Source organism: Stutzerimonas stutzeri, from assembly GCF_024448985.1.
GTDB lineage: Bacteria > Pseudomonadota > Gammaproteobacteria > Pseudomonadales > Pseudomonadaceae > Stutzerimonas > Stutzerimonas stutzeri_AP.
On record NZ_JAMOII010000041.1, the window covers coordinates 1 to 2815 of the forward strand.

A 2815-nucleotide genomic window follows, 5' to 3' on the forward strand; every position below is an offset into this window, starting at 1 on the left:
TCGAGACCGTCTCCCATCGTTGAATTGAGCTAGTCACGCCACCATTAAAACAAAGGCAGATATTTACATATCTGCCTTTGATATTGGAGCTCATGAGCGGATTTGAACCGCTGACCTCACCCTTACCAAGGGTGTGCTCTACCAACTGAGCTACATGAGCAACGTTCGCTGCGAAGACACTTAAAACATGGAGCGGGTAGCGGGAATCGAACCCGCATCATCAGCTTGGAAGGCTGAGGTTCTACCACTAAACTATACCCGCATCAGCTTGTGTCTATGCTGAAATCTGGTGGAGGGGGAAGGATTCGAACCTTCGAAGTCGATGACGTCAGATTTACAGTCTGATCCCTTTGGCCGCTCGGGAACCCCTCCAAAACGAGGCGGCATTTTGTTCGCCACCACCTCTTCTGTCAAGCTTTTTTCTCATTTAAAACCTGAGGTTAGCTTCGATGACAGTGCTCGCTGCACGCCCCAAGAGAGGTGCTGCTGAGCGGGCGCCATTCTATGTAAACTATGTCGAAGTTGCAATGCTTGAGCAGGGTATTTGCTGAGACTCTAGGGCAGGAAAACTTTCGACAAGCTCTGCGAGTAACTCGTCGCTCAGCAAGTGCTTACGCTCTCCTGCCACCCGCACCCAATAACGGCGATGACTTCTAGGCAGCTCACGAATCAAGGCCGTGTAATCAACTCTCTGCAGTCGATTCACGACGCTTTCCGCAGAATCCTTACGAGAAAATATTCCTAAGGATAGTCCGTTCGACAAATCTCCTACCGTGATGATGTAACTATCTATATTACGCGACTGCAGTTCTCGCAACTGACGTAGCGACGCTTGTCGAGAGACAAGAGGAGGAAGATACACCCAGTAGTCAACGCCGGCAGCCTCATCGATTGCCTCAACTTGGGAATCAATATCCAGACTCAGCAGGCGCTGCTCAACGGCTTGCGCAAGCGACTCCTCATTAAAGCCACCAAGCAACAGACAAACGTTATTCGCGCCGTGTGCGGACCTACGCCGGACGAAAGAATCTGCCTCGCTTAGCAGCTTAATATCAGCCTCTCGAGAGGGAACACTTAGCTGAGCGCCGCCGCCATCCACTGGCCGGTTTTGATTTAGGTGAAGCAGGTAAAGCACTAGGTTCAGCATCACTAGAAGCATTAGAAGCCAGCGCATCGATACCTCTTTAGGGGCAGGCCAACGCCAAGCCTCTGAAAACCAGATCAGCCACGCACCTTACTTCGCGGACATCAGCAACAAGCGGCGCGTCGCCACCAGTAACATAAGTGACAAAGTCGCTACCTAAATAGCTTTCGGCGAAGGCGATCTGACTGGACACATAACTACGAGCCATGGTCAAGCAGCCCCGGTCAACCGCCTCAGCGGTAGACCTTCCGGGAGAGAAATCGCTCAACACAAGCGCTGCCCCCTCAGAGTCGTACTGAATGCGGCGCGTATGAGCAAGCAAACGCCCCCTTAGCAGGGCAACGCCAGGCGCGATGTATCCGCCAAGATGTGTACCGTCGCGAGCTACCAGATCAACAGTGATGGCCGTGCCCAAATCGATGACCAAACAGGCTTCGCCGCACATATCGTACGCAGCCACGATAGCTAACCAGCGGTCCAGCCCCAGTCGCTGTTGGTCACGGTAACCATTCACAACCCCGGCGAGACGCTCAGCTGGACATGCTTTCGTCACGCTCAAGCTTAGCGATTCAGAGAGCACATCCATGACTACCTGGGTTTCGGCGTCACTCCGTACGCTAACCAGGCGACAGCGAGGTATTTTGCTCAGGCCTTGTCCGAGCAGAGCCTGCACAATATCTACCGGTTGCGAAGCGATACCCTGAATCAACGGCATGCCGCCGGTTACAGGTATAACCCGCCATTTAATGAAACTGTTTCCGCAATCGAGCTCAAGAATCATGATCGAGCCTCAAGCTTAGCTCTCCCCCACTAAAGCGGTGCTCCCCTAAGCCGTCGACCAAGAGCCGCAAAGCACCCTGTCCGTCTACGCCGAGCATCAAGCCTGTAATCAGCTGAGCGCCATTGCTTAAGGTACAGCGCCTACCCTGCCAGATATTGTTAGCTTCCCACTCATCATGCACAGCAGAAAAACCTCTTTGCGCATGCAGGCATAGGTAACGATGCAAAAACTCACTAACCAAATTTGCGAGCTCGCTTCGATCCATCAGAATACCTGTTTGCTGTCTCAGCGAGGTCCAAGGTTGATCAATTCCCCCACCAGTCGAAGTCATGTTCACATTTATTCCAATGCCAATAATAACGTGACAGACATCGGCCGGATCCCCTGTTAGCTCCAAAAGGATTCCAGCGATTTTTTTATCGTCCGCATAGATATCGTTGGGCCATTTGAGCCCGGCACGCTCGACTCCTGCCTGACGTAAAGCCTGAAGAACCGCCAAGCCCACCACCAGGCTCAAGCCAGACAAACCCTGGGGACCACCCGAGAGCTTCATTGCAAGGGTGTAATAGAGATTCTTTGCCGGAGGGCTCAGCCAAGTTCGTCCTCGCCGACCCCGCCCGCCAGTTTGGCTTTCCGCCAAGACAACAAAGGGAACAGCTTGTCCCGCCTGTAGCAGCCTCAACGCTTCAGCATTTGTTGAGTCCACCGTCTCTCGCAGGCAGAGCCGCCAACCAAAGCGACCCAACACATCGGAGCTTTGGTCATATTCCAGCAATGATAGAGGCTCCGATAGCCTATACCCCTTACCAGGCACCCGAAACAGTTCAAAACCATACTCGCTTTCAAGCCGCTTTAGATATTTCCACACAGCACTCCGACTCACACCGAGA

Annotated in this window: 3 protein-coding genes and 3 tRNA genes; all 6 read right to left on the reverse strand. The window is 53.0% G+C overall.

Translation table 11 applies throughout. The annotated features are described in order from the left end of the window. Positions 1–84: 84 nt before the first annotated feature. Positions 85–160, reverse strand: a tRNA-Thr gene (locus tag NA647_RS19500). A gap of 28 nt (positions 161–188) precedes the next feature. Then, positions 189–262, reverse strand: a tRNA-Gly gene (locus NA647_RS19505). Positions 263–287: 25 nt separating this feature from the next. Continuing rightward, positions 288–372, reverse strand: a tRNA-Tyr gene (locus NA647_RS19510). Positions 373–511: 139 nt separating this feature from the next. Continuing rightward, entirely contained in the window at positions 512–1174 is a 663-nt protein-coding gene (locus NA647_RS19515) for an SPOR domain-containing protein (protein WP_256059156.1), read from the reverse strand. A gap of 10 nt (positions 1175–1184) precedes the next feature. After that, positions 1185–1925 carry a type III pantothenate kinase gene (locus tag NA647_RS19520; protein ID WP_256059157.1) on the reverse strand — a complete coding sequence of 247 codons (741 nt, stop codon included), beginning with the start codon at positions 1923–1925 and terminating at the stop codon, positions 1185–1187. Next, on the reverse strand, positions 1915–2815 hold a 901-nt coding region (gene birA, locus NA647_RS19525; protein WP_256059158.1), incomplete at its 5' end, for a bifunctional biotin--[acetyl-CoA-carboxylase] ligase/biotin operon repressor BirA. The genes NA647_RS19520 and birA, both read right to left, overlap by 11 nt.

What these genes read in the sequence shown, in the direction of transcription:
- NA647_RS19515 (WP_256059156.1), bottom strand. Translation starts at nt 1,174, where the DNA reads ATGCGCTGGCTTCTAATGCTTCTAGTGATGCTGAACCTAGTGCTTTAC.
- NA647_RS19520 (WP_256059157.1), bottom strand. Translation starts at nt 1,925, where the DNA reads ATGATTCTTGAGCTCGATTGCGGAAACAGTTTCATTAAATGGCGGGTT.